Source organism: Serratia sp. NPDC078593 (genome assembly GCF_050268245.1).
Classification (GTDB): Bacteria; Pseudomonadota; Gammaproteobacteria; order Enterobacterales; family Enterobacteriaceae; genus JBNNGK01.
Window position 1 is genome coordinate 19,854 of record NZ_JBNNGK010000022.1, and the last position, 17,605, is coordinate 37,458.

Annotated in this window: 12 protein-coding genes and 1 riboswitch; of the genes, 9 read left to right on the forward strand and 3 right to left on the reverse strand. The window is 53.2% G+C overall.

What is annotated here, in order from left to right; genetic code table 11:
• Positions 1-8: 8 nt before the first annotated feature.
• Positions 9-899, forward strand: coding sequence for a maltose ABC transporter permease MalG (gene malG, locus ACQKDS_RS18225; RefSeq protein ID WP_399673441.1), 891 nt, complete (start codon positions 9-11; stop codon positions 897-899).
• Between the two features lie 202 nt (positions 900-1,101).
• On the opposite strand, the gene psiE is transcribed toward malG, so the two are convergent.
• Positions 1,102-1,509, reverse strand: coding sequence for a phosphate-starvation-inducible protein PsiE (gene psiE / locus ACQKDS_RS18230; protein WP_399673439.1), 408 nt, complete (start codon positions 1,507-1,509; stop codon positions 1,102-1,104).
• Positions 1,510-1,731: 222 nt separating this feature from the next.
• Here psiE and ACQKDS_RS18235 point away from each other — a divergent pair, with 222 nt between their 5' ends.
• A complete protein-coding gene (locus tag ACQKDS_RS18235; RefSeq protein WP_399673437.1) occupies positions 1,732-3,165 on the forward strand; it encodes a capsule assembly Wzi family protein in 1,434 nt (477 codons plus the stop codon).
• 151 nt (positions 3,166-3,316) lie between these two features.
• Positions 3,317-4,330 carry an alcohol dehydrogenase AdhP gene (gene adhP / locus ACQKDS_RS18240; protein WP_399673436.1) on the forward strand — a complete coding sequence of 338 codons (1,014 nt, stop codon included), beginning with the start codon at positions 3,317-3,319 and terminating at the stop codon, positions 4,328-4,330.
• 85 nt (positions 4,331-4,415) lie between these two features.
• Here adhP and pgi read toward each other — a convergent pair whose 3' ends face one another.
• Entirely contained in the window at positions 4,416-6,062 is a 1,647-nt protein-coding gene (pgi, locus tag ACQKDS_RS18245; protein ID WP_399673434.1) for a glucose-6-phosphate isomerase, read from the reverse strand.
• A 244-nt stretch (positions 6,063-6,306) separates the two neighbouring features.
• Between pgi and ACQKDS_RS18250 the strand changes: the two genes are divergently transcribed.
• From ACQKDS_RS18250 to ACQKDS_RS18265, 4 genes are all read left to right on the forward strand, one after another.
• A complete protein-coding gene (locus tag ACQKDS_RS18250) occupies positions 6,307-8,115 on the forward strand; it encodes a cation:proton antiporter (protein ID WP_399673432.1) in 1,809 nt (602 codons plus the stop codon).
• A 52-nt stretch (positions 8,116-8,167) separates the two neighbouring features.
• Positions 8,168-8,362: riboswitch (Lysine riboswitch) on the forward strand.
• 110 nt (positions 8,363-8,472) lie between these two features.
• Entirely contained in the window at positions 8,473-9,840 is a 1,368-nt protein-coding gene (gene lysC / locus ACQKDS_RS18255) for a lysine-sensitive aspartokinase 3 (protein ID WP_399673430.1), read from the forward strand.
• A 125-nt stretch (positions 9,841-9,965) separates the two neighbouring features.
• Entirely contained in the window at positions 9,966-10,889 is a 924-nt protein-coding gene (gene panS, locus ACQKDS_RS18260) for a ketopantoate/pantoate/pantothenate transporter PanS (protein ID WP_399673428.1), read from the forward strand.
• 179 nt (positions 10,890-11,068) lie between these two features.
• Positions 11,069-11,818, forward strand: coding sequence for a glucose 1-dehydrogenase (locus tag ACQKDS_RS18265; protein ID WP_399673426.1), 750 nt, complete (start codon positions 11,069-11,071; stop codon positions 11,816-11,818).
• Between the two features lie 49 nt (positions 11,819-11,867).
• Here ACQKDS_RS18265 and metH read toward each other — a convergent pair whose 3' ends face one another.
• Positions 11,868-15,548: a methionine synthase gene (gene metH / locus ACQKDS_RS18270; protein ID WP_399673424.1), complete on the reverse strand. Its 3,681-nt coding sequence runs from the start codon at positions 15,546-15,548 to the stop codon at positions 11,868-11,870.
• A gap of 202 nt (positions 15,549-15,750) precedes the next feature.
• Here metH and iclR point away from each other — a divergent pair, with 202 nt between their 5' ends.
• Complete coding sequence (gene iclR, locus ACQKDS_RS18275; protein ID WP_399673422.1) at positions 15,751-16,581, forward strand: glyoxylate bypass operon transcriptional repressor IclR; 831 nt, start codon at positions 15,751-15,753, stop codon at positions 16,579-16,581.
• Positions 16,582-16,827: 246 nt separating this feature from the next.
• Positions 16,828-17,367: a gluconokinase gene (gntK, locus tag ACQKDS_RS18280; protein ID WP_399673420.1), complete on the forward strand. Its 540-nt coding sequence runs from the start codon at positions 16,828-16,830 to the stop codon at positions 17,365-17,367.
• The last annotated feature ends 238 nt before the right edge of the window (positions 17,368-17,605 follow it).

Below are 17,605 nucleotides of genomic sequence, written 5' to 3' on the forward strand. Positions count from 1 at the left end.
GAAAAGCAATGGCGATGGTCCAACCTAAATCTCAGCGCATACGTCTGTTGATGACCCATATTTTGATGCTGAGCTTTATTGCACTCATTATGTTTCCGCTATTGATGGTGGTGGCAATTTCACTGCGCTCCGGTAACTTCGCGACCGGCAGCCTGATCCCGGATGAGATTTCATTCGAGCACTGGCGGCTGGCGCTGGGGATGAATGTGACGCACGCCGACGGCAGCGTCACACCGCCGCCGTTCCCGGTGCTGTTGTGGCTATGGAACTCGATCAAAGTCGCCGCTATTACCGCGATCGGCATCGTCACGTTGTCTACCACGTGCGCGTATGCTTTTGCCCGCATGCGTTTTCGCGGCAAAAGTACGCTGTTGAAAAGCATGCTGATCTTCCAGATGTTCCCCGCCGTGCTGTCATTAGTGGCGCTGTATGCCCTGTTCGACCGTTTAGGGCAATATCTGCCATTTATTGGCTTGAATACTCACGGTGGGGTGATTTTTGCCTATATGGGCGGGATCGCGCTGCACGTGTGGACCATTAAGGGATACTTCGAAACCATCGATAACTCGCTGGAAGAAGCCGCCGCACTGGACGGCGCCAGCCCGTGGCAGGCATTCCGCTTGGTACTGTTGCCGCTGTCGGTGCCGATTCTGGCGGTGGTGTTTATTCTGTCGTTTATCGCGGCCATCACCGAAGTTCCGGTTGCCTCATTACTACTGCGCGATGTGAACAGTTACACGCTGGCGGTCGGTATGCAGCAATATCTCAACCCGCAAAACTATTTATGGGGTGACTTTGCCGCTGCGGCAGTGTTGTCCGCGATTCCGATTACCGCCGTTTTCCTAGTGGCGCAACGTTGGTTAGTCGGCGGGCTGACGGCGGGCGGAGTGAAAGGATAACGATTTATTTTATACCCGGCGTCATTCGAGTGGTCTTACGGCATGGGATCACAATGCCAACAACGATGCGACTGGAGGATGACGGGTATCGGCCACTGCAATGCGTTTGACGTTTTTGTCGTTATGTCTGTGTCTTCGGCGGCCCCAGAGGCCGCCATTTTTATCTCCCCTTTGCCATGAATGCCATGCCAGAGGATAAAATTTACTCGCGTTTTAGCCGATCGCTATTCGCCAGAAACAGCGTGACAACCAACAACAAGATCGCGCCTGAATAAATCAAGGTATCGATAGGGTTTTTATGATCGACAATAATCAGCCTAATAATGGCGGTAATACCGATATAAATAAAATAGCGCAGCGGGAAGTGATAACCCGACTCAAAATACTTAACAATCAACGCAATAAATTCGAAATACAAAAAGTAAATCACAATGCCTTCAATCAATAGATAGGAAGACGACTCCTCGCTATTAACAAATAACACTTGTGCCAGATGAATGGTTTCTTTTATCAGAAACACCACCAGTATCGCCGCCAGCAAGAGTAAACCGACGTTAAGCACCCGTTGCAATCCTTTCGCGATCATAATTGAACGTGATGTTTTTGCCATAAAATACTCCCACACTGAAACGTTAAAGTTCATCAATATTACCATACCCGCTAAAAGTCCGTTTTTCGTCTAATTATCAGACATTCCTTATGATGCCTGACAGCACCGTTGGGTTATGATCATTATTGGTGATATGTTTGTTGCAACTTGAAACACGAACTATCATTGTGCGTAACTAATTACATAATCACATAAAACTCAAACATCAAAGGAATCCTTCCTATGCGCGCTAAACTCAATGGATTGGTCGCTGCTGGCCTGTTTTCCTGTGCGTTATCCGGCCACGCCAGTGGCTTGATCACCCCTGATAACGATCTGCGTAATGACCTTGCTTGGTTATCGGATCGCGGCGTGATTAACGTCAGCCTGTCAACCTGGCCGCTGAGCCAAGAAGAAATCAACTCTGTGATGTCACAGGCCAAGCCAGTAACCAATACCGAGAAGAACGTGATCGAGCGCGTTCAGCGTCGCGTAGGCGAACTGAAATCTAACATCCGCATTAGTGGCTATGCCTCAACCGACAAACCGGGGACGCCGCAAGGCTTCGGCCAGAGCGAATACGCCGACGAGCGCTTGACCATCGGCGTTGGCGGCAGTGGTGAATACTGGGATGTCCGTTTACAAGGTGCTGTAGAAGGCGACCAGCGCGTTAATGACAGCTCTAACTTCAACCTGCAAGGCTCATACGGTGCAGTCAAAATCTGGAACCAATGGCTCTCCTTTGGTGAAGTCTCCCAATGGTGGGGGCCTGGCTACGATGGCAGCCTGATCCGTTCCGATGCCGCTCGTCCGGTGACCGGTTTTATGCTGCAACGTGCCGATCAATCGCCGTTTGAAACACCGTGGCTATCATGGATTGGCCGCTGGCAATATCAACTAACCGCCGGGCAACTGTCGCAATACTCCGTCGTACCGGATACCAAACTGATTGGCGGTCGCTTAACTATGATGCCAACTAATTTCATTGAGTTGGGTGCCTCACGGATCATGATGTGGGGGGGAGATGGTCGTCCGCAAAACTGGGGTTCATTTTGGGATGCGGTTGCGGGCAACGACAATACAGGCAATCCGAAAAACGATCCGGGCAACCAGTTGGGTGGTTTTGACTTTAAGCTAAAATTGCAGCCGTTAATCGGTTTACCGGTCAGTTTCTATGGTCAAATCACGGGTGAAGATGAAGCGGGTATGTTGCCATCGCATAATGCCTATCTACTCGGTCTGGAAGGCCATCCTGAATGGGGGCCAACCACGATTAACTGGCACATTGAAGGTGCCGATACTCGCTCCAATGGTAATGCCAATAATGTGATGTATAACCACTATATCTACCGTGGCGGTTACTACCAGCAAGGTTACCCATTGGGTCACGCCATGGGCGGCGACGGCCAAATGCTTTCTGGCCGTGTCGAAATGGTACTGGATGATGGCCAGCGCTGGAGCACACGTTTGGTCTATGCCAAAGTGAACCCGAGAAACCAGAGCATCAATCAGGCCTTCCCGCGTGCAGATACGCTGAAAGGCGTTCAACTGGGATGGGGCTACAACTTTGACTCTCAGGTAAAATTCGATACCAGCCTGTGGTACACCAACAACAACCACAGCACCGCTGACGACGTCGGTGCCGGTATCAGCGTTGAAGTTCCTATCAACCTGTAATCCTTAACCCGTCATCGCGTTAATGCCAGTCGGTTACGTACTGACTGGCATTTTTATTTCCTGCCGATATTATTTCGCCCAGCACATATTCCCCCATCTAATACATTATTCTGAGCTATCTTTTAGCTTTGATGTTAAGAGGGCCTAAAAAATGAAAGCAGCTGTTGTGAATCAAGATCACTCAATCGGTATTGTAGATAAAAAACTTCGTCCATTAGAACACGGCGAAGCACTGTTGAGCATGGAGTGCTGCGGCGTATGTCACACCGATCTACATGTAAAAAATGGTGATTTTGGTGATAAGACCGGCGTTATTTTAGGCCATGAAGGCATTGGCGTCGTCAAAGCCGTCGGTCCGGGCGTCAGTTCCTTGAAGGTCGGCGACCGCGCCAGCGTTGCTTGGTTTTATCAGGGATGTGGACATTGCGAATATTGTAACAGCGGTAATGAAACCCTGTGCCGCGACGTTAAAAATGCCGGTTACACCGTAGATGGCGGTATGGCGGAAGAGTGCATCGTCGTGGCGGATTACGCAGTCAAAGTGCCGGACGGCCTTGATTCCGCCGCAGCCAGCAGCATCACCTGCGCGGGTGTCACCACCTACAAAGCGGTGAAAATCTCCGGTATTGCGCCAGGGCAGTGGATTGCTATTTACGGCTTGGGTGGCTTGGGCAACCTGGCATTGCAATATGCGAAGAACGTCTTTAATGCCAAAGTCGTCGCCATCGATGTGAACGATGAACAACTTAAATTTGCCAGTGAAATGGGCGCAGACCGAGTCATTAACTCGTTGCAAGAAGACGCGGCTCAAATCATTCAGGCAGAAATGGGCGGCGCGCATGCGGCTGTCGTTACGGCGGTTGCCAAAGCCGCATTCAACTCGGCCGTTGACGCCATGCGTGCCGGTGGTCGCATTGTGGCGGTCGGTTTACCGCCGGAGTCCATGAGCCTGAATATTCCGCGTCTGGTACTAGACGGGATTCAGGTCGTTGGCTCGTTAGTCGGCACCCGTGAGGATTTAAAAGAAGCCTTCCAATTTGCCGCTGAGGGCAAAGTAGTGCCAGCGGTGACTAAACGTCCGGTAGAAGACATCAACGCCATCTTCCACGAAATGGAGCAAGGCAAGATCAAGGGACGCATGGTGATTGATTTCACCTCCCACTAACGCCGCCTTTGACAAAAAACCCGCTAAAATAGCGGGTTTTTTATGCGTCAAATGCCAAGGCAGGATTACGCCTGCTACAGCGTGATCAACGCCATGCTTTAAACTGATTAATCAGCGCATTAGTCGAACTGTCGTGACTGCTTACGGCTTCTTCGCCTGCCAATTCAGGCAGAATGCGGTTCGCCAGCTGTTTACCCAGTTCCACGCCCCACTGATCGAAGGTGAAGATATTCAGAATCGCGCCTTGGGTGAAGATCTTATGCTCATACAGCGCAATCAGGCTACCCAGGCTAAACGGGGTGATTTCACGTAGCAGAATGGAGTTGGTTGGGCGGTTCCCCTCGAACACCTTAAACGGCGCGACGTGCTTAACCTCTTCCGGCTTTTTCCCCTGCGCGGCAAACTCTGCTTCCACCACGTCCAGTGGCTTCCCAAACGCCAGTGCTTCAGTTTGCGCGAAGAAATTAGACAGCAGTTTAGCGTGATGGTCGCTCAACGGGTTGTGGCTAATGGCCGGTGCGATAAAGTCACAAGGAACCAGTTTGGTGCCTTGGTGGATCAATTGATAGAACGCGTGTTGGCCGTTAGTACCCGGCTCACCCCAGATAATGGGGCCCGTCTGATAATCCACCGGATTGCCGTTGCGATCGACATACTTACCGTTAGATTCCATGTTGCCCTGCTGGAAATAAGCGGCAAAGCGATGCATATACTGATCGTAAGGCAGAATAGCTTCGGTTTCAGCACCAAAGAAATTGTTGTACCAGATGCCAATCAGCGCCAGCAGTACCGGCAGGTTTTTCTCCGACGGGGTTTCTGCGAAGTGTTTATCCATCGCATGTGCACCGCTCAGCAACTGTTCGAAGTTCTCAAAGCCCAATGACAGGGCAATCGACAAACCGATCGCTGACCACAGTGAGTAACGGCCCCCGACCCAGTCCCAGAATTCGAACATGTTGTCAGTGTCGATGCCAAATTCCGCCACCGCTTGAGCATTCGTGGACAATGCCGCGAAGTGCTTAGCCACATGTTGCTGGTCGCCTGCGGCGTTCAGGAACCAATCGCGTGCGCTGTGGGCATTGGTCATGGTTTCTTGGGTCGTGAAGGTCTTCGACGCCACCAGGAACAGCGTGGTTTCCGGGCTCAATGGCTTCAGCGTTTCGGCAATATGTGTGCCGTCAACGTTGGAAACAAAGTGCATATTCAAGTGGTTTTTGTATGGGCGCAGTGCCTCGGTCGCCATATAGGGGCCAAGGTCAGAGCCGCCGATACCGATGTTGACCACATCGGTGATCGCTTTCCCGGTATAGCCTTTCCACTCACCGCCAATAACCCGGTCGCAGAACTGCTTCATCTTCGCCAGCACGGCGTTGACTTCGGGCATCACGTCTTTACCGTCCACAATAATCGGCGTATTGCTGCGGTTGCGCAAGGCAACGTGCAGCACCGCACGATCTTCGGTTCGGTTAATCTTCTCACCCGCAAACATGGATTTGATCGCACTCTGCAAATCCGTCTCTTTCGCCAACGCTTGCAGCTTCTCGAGCGTTTCCGTGGTGATTCGGTTTTTGGAATAGTCCACCAGCATCTGATCGTTAAACGTGGCAGAGAACTTGGAGAAACGCTCGCTATCCTGAGCAAACAGATCGCGGATCTGTACGTCTTTCATTTGTTCAAAATGTTGCTGCAGGGCTTGCCAAGCAGCGGTTTGACTAGGATTGATATTTTTCATAGCAACGCTCTTATGCTTGAGAATGAATGTGACGTGATGTGCCGATTGTAGCCTGTTCGACTGTGATTACGATCTCTTTTCTTGCGATAGGCGCTAACTGTCAAACCGTCACGCCCGCTTTTTACTTTTCGGCAACACTCTCCCTATACTTCAGCTAACAGCGGATAGCGCTGCGTTGTCAATCTGTCAGCGGAATGTGGCAGAATTGCCGGTTTGTTGTCAGCTTTTGGAAAGGAAACACGCAATGGAATTATCTGCTCCACTCATGTTAGTGGTGATTGGCTTGAGCTCGTTACTGGCACAATGGCTTGCCTGGCTATTGCGCCTGCCGGCCATTCTGCCGTTGCTGTTGTTTGGCATTATTTTGGGTCCCGTCATACACATGGTTCAGCCGGACGCGCTGTTCGGTGATTTGCTGTTTCCTCTGGTCTCGCTCTCGGTGGCAATCATTTTGTTTGAAGGTGCACTGACGCTGCGAGTGGAAGAGATCCGCGGTTTGGGCGGTGTAGTTCGCAATCTGGTGACTATCGGCATGCTGGTGACATTTTTAGTTATCAGCGTCGCTTGCTGGGGGCTATTGGATTTCCCGCCGGAGTTAGCGGCGCTGATCGGCGCAGTCACGGTGGTTACCGGCCCGACGGTGATCGCCCCGCTGATGCGGGTGGTACGCCCCAACGCCAATATCAACCAGGTATTACGCTGGGAAGGGATCGTGATCGATCCGGTCGGCGCGATCTTTACCCTGTTGGTGTTTGAGTTCATCGTACTGCAACAGAATGCAGAATCCTTTGCTCACCTGTTCTGGACGCTGGGCATTACCGCGGCTGTCGGGCTGCTTGCCGGGGCGATATTTGGCTATCTGCTCGGCGTGGCGCTGCGTCGAGTCTGGCTACCGCGCTATCTGCAAAACCTGGCGGTTTTGGCGATCATGCTCACGGCGTTTGGGCTTTCCAACGCTATCGCCGATGAATCTGGCCTGCTCACCGTCACGGTGATGGGCATCTGGCTGGCGAACATGCGCGATGTTGATACCAGCGATATTTTGGCGTTTAAAGAAGAACTCTCAGCCATTCTGATCTCTGCCCTGTTCATTATTCTGGCAGCACGACTGGATATCAACGCGCTATGGGATATGGGCTGGCCGCTGTTAGTTTTGCTGCTGGTGGTGCAGTTTATCGCCCGACCATTGTGCATTGCAGTTTCTACCTGGCGCTCGACGCTGCATTGGCGCGATCGCCTATTGTTAAGTTGGATCGCACCGCGCGGCATCGTGGCGGCCGCTGTTAGCTCACTGTTCGCATTGACCCTGCAACGCAATGGGTATGAAGGTGCTGACCGGTTAGTCACAGTGGTATTCGCCATTATTATCGGCACCGTGGTGCTACAGAGCCTAACCAGCGGCATGATGGCGCGTTGGCTACGAGTTCAGCAGCAAAAACCGCGCGGTGTACTGATTGTCGGTGCCAACGGGGTGGCGCGCACCTTAGCGCAAGCGTTGATCAAAATGAATATCCCGGTGATGGTAACCGATAGCAGCTGGGAATATTATCGGCAGGCGCGTATGGAAGGCATTCCGGCTTATTATGGCCACGCCTATTCCGAGCATGCTGAGAACACCCTCGATCTGAGCGGTACCGCGCAGGTGCTGGCACTGTCACCCAACCGGCATCAAAACGCACTGACCGTCTATCACTTCAGCCATATTTTTGGCGATGAACAGGTGTTTGCCATCCGTTCCGGCGCACCGCTGAAAGGGCGCAATAACAGCTCCGAAAGTGCACGTTTCCGTCGCCATGAAATCTTGTTCAATCAAGAGGCGACATACAGCCGGCTGAGCAGTCTGATCGCCAAAGGTGCCACTATCAAGGTCACCAAGCTGAATAAGAACTTTGGCTGGCTGGAATACATGGAGAAAAATAGCGGGGTTATGCCACTCTTTTTCCAGCGAGAAGATGGCAGTTTGCAACCGATTGGCACCGGTTTAACACCGTCAATGCCGTGTACGCTGATTGCGTTGGTGCAAGATGAAAATCCCTCAACGTCAGACCGTTGACAGCAGCGGTTAAACCCGCTATTCCTAACAGCCTACTTACGCACCGAGTGCGTAAGCCAGAAGAGGCGCGTCGCCCAGGTAGAGTGTCCGAGGAACCGTTTTCCGCAGACGGCACTGGAGGGGGAGTGACGCCGAGGTACGCCGCTATACGGTATGCGGCGTATCGACTACAGGGGCTGAATCCCTTGGGTTGTCACCCTGGCTGCCTAATGCAAGGCGGTCAACAAGGTGGGGCGCTTCTGGGTGTATCGTAGCGTTTACCTCTACGCCTGCTCCCTGTTTACCGCTCTTCCCTTGTGCCAAGGCTATGGAAATGAATTGCCGTGTGAAACGGTAACCCTGACACGAGGTTTTTACATGAATCAAGCAGCCCCCCAACCATCCATCACTGTGGCAAAATTCGGCGGCACCAGTGTCGCAGACTTTGACGCCATGACCCGCAGCGCCGACGTGGTGCTGAGCAATCCAGCCGTTCGTCTGGTGGTCCTTTCCGCTTCTGCTAGCGTCACCAATCTGTTAGTAGCGCTGGCTGAAGGCAGTGGAGCCGAAACGCGTGTCCAACAACTCGCTGAAATCCGCCGCATCCAATACGCGATCCTTGACCGCCTCGATAGCCCCGCAGTGGTTCGCGATGAGATCGATAGCCTGCTGGAAAATATCGCCATGCTATCGGAAGCCGCAGCGCTGGCCACCTCCGCCGCCTTAACGGATGAATTGGTCAGCCACGGCGAACTGATGTCCACGCTGTTATTCGTGGAAGTGCTTCGCCAACGCAACGTGCAGGCCGAATGGTTCGACGTGCGTAAAGTGATGCACACCGACGATCATTTCGGCCGCGCTACCCCGGATAACGCGGTATTGAAAGAGCTGGCGCAAACGCTGTTGCAACCGCGCTTACAGGAAGCTCTGGTGATAACCCAAGGTTTTATCGGCAGCGACTCCAAAGGCCGTACCACTACGCTCGGCCGTGGCGGCAGCGACTACACCGCTGCGCTACTTGGTGAAGCATTGGGCGTCAGCCAAGTGGATATCTGGACCGATGTCCCCGGTATCTACACCACCGATCCGCGCGTCGTGCCAGCGGCCAAACGTATCGATAAAATCACTTTCGAAGAAGCGGCCGAGATGGCCACTTTCGGCGCAAAAGTGCTGCATCCTGCGACGCTATTACCGGCGGTACGCAGCGATATTCCGGTCTTTGTTGGCTCCAGCAAAGATCCGACTGCAGGCGGAACGCTGGTATGCAACACCACCCATAATCCACCGTTGTTTCGTGCGCTGGCATTGCGCCGTAAGCAAACCCTGCTTACGCTGCACAGCCTGAACATGCTCCATGCGCGCGGTTTTCTGGCTGAGGTGTTCAATATCCTGGCACGCCACCATATCTCGGTTGATCTGATCACGACGTCAGAAGTCAGTGTGGCCTTAACCATGGACACGACCGGCTCAACGTCGACCGGCGGTAGCCTGTTGACGCCCTCATTACTGACCGAATTGTCGTCGCTATGCCGGGTCGAAGTCGAAGAAAACCTGGCACTGATCGCCTTAATTGGTAACAAACTCTCGCAAGCCTGCGGCGTCGGTAAAGAAGTATTTGGTGTCCTCGAGCCTTTCAATATCCGCATGATCTGCTACGGTGCCAGCAGCTACAATTTGTGCTTCCTGGTTCCGGGTGACGATGCCGAACAGGTTGTTCGCACCCTGCACCATAACCTGTTCGAATAATGCGATCGCGGGCGTAGCTTGGCTGCGCCTCTACCGCTAAAAATACGCGCATCATGGTGGGTTCAGGCGGCTGAACCCACCATCTTCCCCTTTTGTCATGCTTTGTGGATTAAGGAAAATCGCCCATGTTGGCCACCTTCACCCGTTTATTCCCACTGTGGGCTATTGCGATCTCCGTCGCCGCCTACTTCACACCCGGCACCTTTAGCGGTATCGGGCCATATATCAGCCCGCTGCTGATGCTGATTATGTTCGCAATGGGCGTCACGCTGCGGCTCGATGATTTTAAGCGGGTGTTATCTCGCCCAGGCCCGGTGGCGGCGGGTATTTTCCTGCATTATCTGGTTATGCCATTGGCGGCATGGGTGCTGGCGATGTTATTCCATATGCCACCCGATCTGTCTGCCGGTATGGTTTTGGTCGGCAGCGTCGCCAGCGGCACGGCGTCAAACGTGATGATTTATCTGGCCAAAGGGGATGTGGCACTGTCGGTAACGATTTCGGCCGTCTCCACACTGGTTGGCGTCTTCGCCACCCCCTTACTGACGCGCTTGTACGTCGATGCCACGATCAGCGTCGATATTGTCGGGATGCTACGGAGCATTTTGCAGATTGTGATCATTCCCATTGGCCTTGGTTTGATCGCCCATCATCTGTTTACCCAAACCGTCAAACGCATCGAACCGATACTGCCGGCATTATCGATGGTATGCATTCTGGCAATCGTCAGCGCAGTCGTGGCGGGCAGCCAAGGCCATATCGCCTCGGTCGGCCTGCTGGTGATTGCGGCGGTGATCCTGCACAACGCCATCGGGCTGTTGACGGGTTATTGGGGCGGCAAGCTGTTTGGTTTTGATGAATCAACCTGCCGTACACTGGCGATTGAAGTGGGTATGCAAAACTCCGGGCTGGCGGCGACGCTAGGCAAAATTTACTTCTCGCCGCTGGCGGCATTGCCGGGTGCGCTGTTTTCGGTCTGGCACAATCTTTCCGGTTCCCTGCTGGCCGGATATTGGTCTGGCCGACCGATTAAAAAGAGCAACAAATAAGTCATCGACCGGCGCGTTACCCTGCACGCCGGTTTGCCAGCCAGCCAACACGCTCACCGATTCAACACAAAATTCGGAACATCGTCGCCGTGAGATAACGCATAATGCAGTGCGGCGAGGCTTTGGCCACCTAGCCCGCATTTTTTATAATGGTAAGGATGGCATTTAAACAAGGATGAATGATGAAACGATTGGAAGGCAAGGTGGCGTTGATCACCGGTGGCGCGTCGGGTATTGGTTTAGCGATAGCTCAGCGATTCCTTGAAGAGCAGGCTCAGGTAATCATTACCGATATCGATCCACGCCATGGGAAAAAAGCACTGACGACGTTGGCCGAGTTTGCCGATAACGTCCATTTTTTAATCCACGATGTGACCAACGAAAAAGAGTGGACGACGGTATTTGAAACTGTCCTAGCACGGGTTTCGCACATCGATATTTTGGTGAATAACGCCGGCGTCAATTTGTATAAGAATATCGAGAACACCTCACTTCGCGAATGGAAAAAGCTGATGGCGGTGAATCTCGATGGCGCATTTCTCGGCACAAAATTTGCGATTATGCACATGAAACAGCGTGGAGGTTCCATCATTAACCTCAGCTCGATTGCCGGGCTGGTGGGCGATGCCAATCTCCCCGCTTACAATGCCTCAAAAGGCGGCGTGCGCATGCTCACTAAATCTGCCGCGCTGCATGCGGCACAAAACAATTACCGTATTCGGGTCAACAGCCTTCACCCCGGTTATATTCACACCGCCATGACCGGCACCAATCCAGATACGTTCCAAAAGCTGGTCGATTTGCACCCCGTTGGCCATCTTGGGGACATCAAGGACGTCGCTAACGCCGCGTTATTCCTCGCCAGCGACGAGTCCACTTTCGCCACGGGTTCGGAGTTGGTGATTGATGGCGGCTATACCGCGCAATAGCAACGCTTCCTCCTTTTTGGGTGCCATCACGGCACCCACCGCGTGATAGTTAGTCGGCGTCGTAACCCAGATTGGGCGCCAGCCAACGTTCAACCTCATCGACTGACATTCCCTTGCGCACCGCATAATCTTCCACCTGATCGCGCTGAATTTGCGCCACCGCGAAGTATTTGCTTTGTGGGTGGCTAAAGTACCAGCCAGACACCGCCGCCCCCGGCCACATGGCAAAAGACTCGGTAAGCACCATCCCAGTGTGGCGATTCACATCCAGCAACTGCCAGATTTCTGCCTTTTCGGTGTGTTCCGGGCAGGCCGGATAGCCCGGCGCAGGGCGAATACCCTGATAATTTTCACGGATCAATTCTTCATTACTCAGGTGTTCATCGGCGGCAAATCCCCAATGTTGCTTCCGCACCTGTTCATGCAGATATTCAGCAAACGCTTCGGCCAAACGGTCTGACAGCGCTTTGACCATAATTTTATTGTAATCATCATGTTGCGCATCATAAGCCGCCGCTAACTCGTCTTCTTCCAGTCCCCCCGTGACGGCAAAGGCACCAAAGTAATCGGCCTTACCGCTGCTTTTGGGGGCAATAAAGTCGGCCAGACAATAGTTCGGGAAGTCGGTTTTCTCCGTCTGCTGGCGCAAGTGGCGGCTGACCCCGCGCACCCGATCGCGGCGGTCATCATGATAGATCTCAATATCGTCCCCCACCCGGTTTGCGGGGAACAGGCCAAACACGCCGCGCGGGTTCAGGCTGCGCTGACGTGCCAGTTCGTCAAGCATCTGATTAGCATCGTCGAACAACCGTTTGGCTTCTTCGCCAACTACCTCATCTTCAAGGATGCGCGGATATTTACCCGCTAACGACCAGGTCATAAAGAACGGCGTCCAATCGATGTAATTACGCAGCGTGGTAATATCGGCCTCAACCGGGAATACCCCCAAACGTTTAGGCACCGGCGGGGTATAGTTATCCCAATCCAGCGCCATAGCATTATCGCGTGCTTTTTCCAGGCTGACCGGCGGCGTACGCGGTTTTTTACGCCCGTGCTGGATTCGTACGGTTTCGTACTCCTTACGGGTACGCGCCACAAATTCATCCCGCTGGGTATCGGACAACAGCGCCGATACCACGCCCACGGTACGCGACGCGTTTTGTACATACGCGGTCGGGCCGCTGTAGTTTTGTTCAATCTTTACCGCAGTGTGCGCCTTTGAGGTGGTCGCCCCGCCGATCAACAGCGGCAGCGTAAAGCCTTGGCGCTCCATTTCTTTCGCGACATTCACCATTTCATCCAGCGACGGGGTGATAAGCCCAGAGAGGCCGATGATATCCACATTTTGCTCGCGCGCGGTTTTGAGGATCTTATCGGTCGGCACCATCACGCCCAGATCGATAATTTCGTAGTTATTACACTGCAACACCACTCCGACGATGTTTTTACCAATGTCATGCACATCACCTTTTACCGTCGCCAGCAAAATTTTACCGGCCGTGCTGCCCTGCTGTTTGCTGGCCTGAATATAGGGTTCCAGATAAGCGACGGCCTGTTTCATCACGCGTGCCGATTTCACCACCTGCGGCAGAAACATTTTCCCCTCACCGAACAGATCGCCCACCACGTTCATGCCGGCCATCAACGGCCCTTCAATCACTTCTATCGGCCGGGCCGCCTGCTGGCGCGCCTCTTCGGTATCCAGCTCAATAAACTCGGTAATGCCTTTTACCAGCGAGTATTCCAAACGCTTCACGACCGGCCAACCACGCCATTCCGCCTGCTGCACCGCCACATTGTTGTCTTTGCTATCGCGGTATTTTTCCGCCAGTTCCAACAGGCGCTCGGTGCCGTCGGGGCGGCGGTTAAGCACTACATCTTCCACCGCGCCGCGTAGTTCCGCCGAGAGATCGTCGTAGATCGCTAACTGGCCGGCGTTGACGATCCCCATATCCATCCCGTTGCGGATCGCGTGATACAGAAACACCGCGTGGATCGCCTCACGCACCGGATCATTGCCGCGAAATGAGAAAGAAACGTTGGACACGCCGCCGGAGATCATCGCATGTGGTAAATGCGTTTTGATATCGCCGCAGGCTTCGATAAAGTCGACGGCATAGTTGTTATGTTCTTCGATCCCAGTCGCCACAGCGAAAATATTCGGGTCAAAAATGATGTCTTCCGGCGGGAAACCCACTTGCTCGGTCAGAATATGGTAAGCACGGCGGCAAATCTCAAATTTGCGTTCACGGGTATCCGCTTGGCCAACTTCGTCAAACGCCATCACCACCATGGCCGCTCCGTAGCGACGCACTTTCTTCGCCTGCTGGATAAACGCCTCTTCGCCCTCTTTCATCGAGATCGAGTTAACGATGCCCTTGCCCTGAATACATTTCAGCCCTTTTTCGATCACCTCCCATTTGGATGAGTCGATCATGATCGGCACCCGCGCAATATCGGGTTCACCGGCGATCAAATTGAGGAAACGCACCATTGCCGCTTCGGCGTCCAACATGCCTTCATCCATGTTGATGTCGATAATTTGCGCACCGCTTTCTACCTGCTGACGCGCCACGGCCAAGGCTTCGCCATATTTTTCTTCTTTGATCAATCGCTTGAATCGCGCTGAGCCGGTAACGTTAGTGCGTTCCCCCACGTTGACGAACAGCGTGTTGGCGTCAATGTTCAGCGGCTCCAAACCGGAAAGCCGACAGGCCACCGGAATCTCAGGCAGTTTGCGCGGTGGTACGCCAGCAACCGCCTTCGTCATCGCCGCAATGTGCGCCGGTGTTGTGCCACAGCAACCGCCGATAATATTGAGGAAACCGGCATGTGCCCATTCGCCCACCTGTTTAGCCATTTCTTCCGCATCGAGATCGTATTCGCCAAAAGCATTCGGCAGGCCAGCGTTGGGGTGTGCGGTTACGTAACTTTCAGAAATACGTGCCAATTCAGCAACGTACTGACGCAGCTCATCCGGGCCCAACGCACAGTTAAGGCCAAAAGTCAGCGGTTTAACATGGCGCAGGGAATTATAAAACGCTTCGGTTGTTTGGCCGGAAAGGGTACGGCCGGACGCATCGGTAATGGTGCCGGAAATCATGATCGGCAGTTCCACCCCCAGCGCTTCAAATTCGGTTTCTACCGCAAAGGCAGCCGCTTTAGCATTCAACGTATCGAAGATGGTTTCGATCATGATCAGATCGACACCGCCCTCAACTAGCGCACGGGTGGATTCGCGATAGGCTTCCACCAGTTGATCAAATGACACATTACGAAATGCCGGATCGTTAACGTCCGGTGAGATCGATGCCGTTCGGTTGGTTGGGCCCAGTACCCCAGCAACATAACGGGGTTTATCCGGCGTGCGGGCGGTCCAGGCATCGGCGCAGGCGCGTGCCAAGCAGGCAGCCTGATAGTTAATTTCGGCTGACAGCGATTCCATGTGGTAATCAGCCATTGCGATCGAGGTAGCATTGAAGGTGTTGGTTTCGAGAATATCTGCGCCCGCTTCCAGGTAACCATGGTGAATGGCGGAAATCACTTCCGGCTTAGTCAGCACCAGCAAATCGTTGTTACCCTTCAGGTCACTTTGCCAATCAGCAAAGCGCTTCCCACGGTAATCGTCCTCTTCCAGCCGGTAACTCTGGATCATGGTGCCCATACCACCGTCCAACACTAAAATGCGTTGCGCAAGCTGCTGCCGCAGTTGTTCTACTCGATTCGTCACTGTAACCCCTTCACATTACTGATCCACCCAACCGCTCTAAAAACAAACCATCCTAGCACAGTCTTTTACAGCAAAGATGCGAAGGCTAATTGAGAGTTTTTCAGGTTGAATAATTAACACATCCGATGAGCACAATTGTGTATTGCAATTCATACTTGAGAAACGAAAATGAATTCCATGATACGGAAAAAGGAAACTGAACATGGCCACACCCGTTCCTGCCAAACGCGGCAAAAAACCTCGCCTCGCCGCTCCAGCGACTGGCAGCGCTACCGGACAGGTGCAATCATTGACGCGTGGCCTGAAACTGCTGGAATACATCGCTGAAGCGCAGGGAAACGTCGCGCTCACCGATTTAGCTCAGCAAGCCGGGCTACCCAACTCCACCACGCACCGACTCCTCACCACCATGCAACAGCAAGGCTTTGTTCGTCAGGTCGGCGATCTCGGCCTGTGGACCATAGGTTCTCATGCGTTTGTCGTTGGCAGCAGCTTCCTACAAAGCCGTAATCTGCTGGCCATGGTGCACCCGACGCTGCGTCGGCTGATGGAAGAATCCGGCGAGACGGTTAACCTAGCGGTACTAGACACCAGCGAGTATCAGGCCATTATCATCGATCAGGTACAATGTACGGCATTAATGCGCATGTCTGCCCCCATTGGCGGTAAGTTGCCGATGCATGCCTCCGGCGCTGGCAAAGCGTTTCTGGCGACATTATCGGACGAACAGGTGACCCAACTGCTGCATCAAAAAGGCATGCATACTTATACGCCGCATACGCTGACGCCACATAATCTGAAAGCAGGTTTAGCGCAGATCCGTAAACAAGGGTTTTCTTTTGATGATGAAGAACATGCGTTAGGTTTGCGCTGTGTCGCCGCCTGCATTTTCGATGAGCATCGCGAGGCATTTGCTGCCATTTCTATCTCTGGCCCCGTGTCCCGTATTACCGATAACCGCGTCATTGAGCTCGGTGCATTGGTCATTCACGCAGCGAAAGAAATCAGCCTAGAGTATGGCGGCGTACGGTAATCCTTCTTCTTGCACGCTCCCTCTCCGCCAACTCAGGAGAGGGACGCTCATTTGTTATCTCGCTGTAAAATTAACCCACTAAATTGTTTTCCTGCCGGGGAAAAACTTGAAGCCGATCACAGTTAGCGTAGCCCAATGGTAAAGCTGATTGCCTCTTCTGTATGTTCCATCGACAATGTTACCGATAACATGTTACCGGTAACAATTTATGCCAGGTAGCGCCCTCTTCAGGTTTGGAGTTTAGCCATGACCAATAATCAAAACCGAATCTACGTCATTATGGGCGTTTCCGGCAGCGGGAAGTCCGCCGTCGCTGGCGCCGTTGCCCATCATCTGTCAGCCGGTTTCTTGGATGGCGATTTCCTGCATCCACGCAGCAACATCATGAAGATGGCCGAGGGCGTTGCGCTAAATGATGACGATCGCGCACCGTGGCTCGCCGCGCTGAACGATGCGGCTTTCGCCATGCAGCGTACTCATAAGGTATCGATCATCGTCTGCTCGGCACTGAAAAAACACTATCGCGATCGTCTGCGGGCTGGAAACGGTAACCTGTCATTTATTTATCTACATGGCGACTTTCCCGTGATTGAAGCGCGAATGGCGGCACGTAAAGGCCACTTCTTCAAACCCCAGATGTTGGTATCGCAGTTTGATGCACTGGAACAGCCAGGAACCGATGAAACCGATGTGATGGCGGTGGATATCAATCAACCGTTGGAGCAGGTGATTGCCGATACCCTGCAACATATTCAGAGTTTTATGCCGCAGGAAGACTGCGCCTAAATAACGTTCTGCATGGCGAGACAACCCCATCTTGAACCTAGGGCGCCCCGCCTCATGCGGCTATCGTAAGCCGTTTCAGCTTGATTCAGCGATAGCGCAATGCGCATGGCAGTGGCATCAAACCGAAGCGAATGTGCGCTACCCCGCGCATGAGGCCATCTCAAAAAAAATTATTCCGCTGCGCTTTTAGTAGCCCGGGGTTCGGCTGAAAACGCACGACCCCGTTTTGTGTATAGAC

Excerpts from the sequence above, each read along its gene's own strand:
- ACQKDS_RS18265 (WP_399673426.1), top strand. The coding sequence starts at position 11,069 with ATGATGAAACGATTGGAAGGCAAGGTGGCGTTGATCACCGGTGGCGCG.
- malG (WP_399673441.1), top strand. The coding sequence starts at position 9 with ATGGCGATGGTCCAACCTAAATCTCAGCGCATACGTCTGTTGATGACC.
- lysC (WP_399673430.1), top strand. The coding sequence starts at position 8,473 with ATGAATCAAGCAGCCCCCCAACCATCCATCACTGTGGCAAAATTCGGC.
- iclR (WP_399673422.1), top strand. The coding sequence starts at position 15,751 with ATGGCCACACCCGTTCCTGCCAAACGCGGCAAAAAACCTCGCCTCGCC.
- ACQKDS_RS18250 (WP_399673432.1), top strand. The coding sequence starts at position 6,307 with ATGGAATTATCTGCTCCACTCATGTTAGTGGTGATTGGCTTGAGCTCG.
- pgi (WP_399673434.1), bottom strand. The coding sequence starts at position 6,062 with ATGAAAAATATCAATCCTAGTCAAACCGCTGCTTGGCAAGCCCTGCAG.
- ACQKDS_RS18235 (WP_399673437.1), top strand. The coding sequence starts at position 1,732 with ATGCGCGCTAAACTCAATGGATTGGTCGCTGCTGGCCTGTTTTCCTGT.
- adhP (WP_399673436.1), top strand. The coding sequence starts at position 3,317 with ATGAAAGCAGCTGTTGTGAATCAAGATCACTCAATCGGTATTGTAGAT.
- gntK (WP_399673420.1), top strand. The coding sequence starts at position 16,828 with ATGACCAATAATCAAAACCGAATCTACGTCATTATGGGCGTTTCCGGC.
- panS (WP_399673428.1), top strand. The coding sequence starts at position 9,966 with ATGTTGGCCACCTTCACCCGTTTATTCCCACTGTGGGCTATTGCGATC.
- psiE (WP_399673439.1), bottom strand. The coding sequence starts at position 1,509 with ATGGCAAAAACATCACGTTCAATTATGATCGCGAAAGGATTGCAACGG.